Consider the following 1,470-nt stretch of genomic DNA (forward strand, 5'->3'; position numbering starts at 1 on the left):
TGCACCGTGCTCCCGCCGGCGGCCGTGACCGGTGAGCTCACCGGTCCGGAGGCCGCCCAGGCGCTGGCCAGGGCTCGGCAGGTCTCGCGCTGGCTCCTACTGGTCGAGGCCGGCTCACTACGTGGGGCGGTGCCCACCGGCGCGCGCTGAGCCGCGTGGCGTGCGGCACGCGGGAAGGTCGCGCCGCCGCAGGCACAATGGCGAGGTGACACCTGCCTCCTACCAGCCCTCGCCCTCCCGGGCGGCGATCCCCCTTGGCCTGGTCCTTGCCCTGGCTGTCCAGAACGCGGTCCCGCCCTTCGTCACGGACATGTACAGCCCTGCCTTCCCACAGGTGGCCAGAGACCTGTCCACGAGCGCGGGCAGCGTGGGGCTGACGCTGACGGTCTTCTTCATCGGCATGGCGCTGGGACAGGTGGCCGGCGGCGCGGTCTCGGACCAGCGCGGACGCCGGCTTCCCATGGTGGTGGGTGGCCTGGTGTGCGCCTGCGGCGCGGTCGTGTGCGCCCTGGCTCCCAACATCGGCGTGCTCATGGCAGGACGGCTGCTGCAGGGGCTGGGCGGCGGCGCGGCCGCGGTCGTAGGTCGCGCGGTGCTGGTGGACCTGGCCCACGGCAGTCAGCTGGCCTCGGTCATGTCCGTGCTCATGGCACTGGGCGCGCTGGCTCCCATGATCGCCCCGGTAGCCGGTGGGGCGGTGCTGTCGGTAGGTACCTGGCGCATGGTCTTCTGGTTCCTCGTGGGCTTCGGCCTGTTCATGACGATGATGGCCTTCTTCTTCGTCCCGGAGTCTCTGCCGCCCGAGCGCCGTCAGAGCGGGGGACTGCGCCGCCTGGCGCGTGGCGTCGGCGAGCTGGTGACCCACCGTGCTTACCTCGGCTACATGCTGACCTCAGCCTTCTCCGGCTTTGCGATGTTCGCCTACATCTCGTCCTCGTCCTTCGTCCTGCAGGAGATCAACGGGCTGAGCCCCATGACCTTCTCCGTCTTCTTCGCCTGCACTGCGGGATCGCAGATGCTTCTGAGTGTGCTCAACGCCCGACTCGTGCGCCATGCCAGCCCCCGGCGCCTGATCGGGCTGGGACTGAGCATCTCGGCTCTTGGAGTAGCGGTGGTCACCCTGTCCGTGCTGGTGCTCGAGGTGGCCTTGGTGCCACTGTGCGTCGGGTTCCTGCTGGTCATGAGCGCCCAGGCCTTTGTCTTCGGCAACTCCTCGGCGATGGCGCTGGGAATGGTGCCGGGGCTGGCGGGCGTGGCCAGCGCCTTCCTCGGCGTGGCCCAGGCCGTGGCCAACGGCACCTCAGCCCCTCTGGCAAGCTCGGGCGGGGGCCAGAGCGCGGTCCCGATGGTCATCGTCATGCTGGTGGGGATCGTGGGGGCCTGGACGGCCTACCTGGTGGTGGGCCGTGCCGGGCACGAGACTCACCACCTGCCCCAGCCGAGGCAGCGCTAAGGACGCAGGAAGAGGGC

1 protein-coding gene is annotated in these 1,470 nt (G+C 70.3%); it reads left to right on the forward strand.

Annotation, left to right across the window (positions count from 1 at the left end):
- Positions 1-205 precede the first annotated feature (205 nt).
- Complete coding sequence (locus tag HMPREF0058_RS11335) at positions 206-1,453, forward strand: multidrug effflux MFS transporter (RefSeq protein ID WP_006549935.1); 1,248 nt, start codon at positions 206-208, stop codon at positions 1,451-1,453.
- Positions 1,454-1,470 lie beyond the last annotated feature (17 nt).

Origin of the sequence: Actinomyces urogenitalis DSM 15434, from assembly GCF_000159035.1 — a bacterium.
Classification (GTDB): domain Bacteria; phylum Actinomycetota; class Actinomycetes; order Actinomycetales; family Actinomycetaceae; genus Actinomyces; species Actinomyces urogenitalis.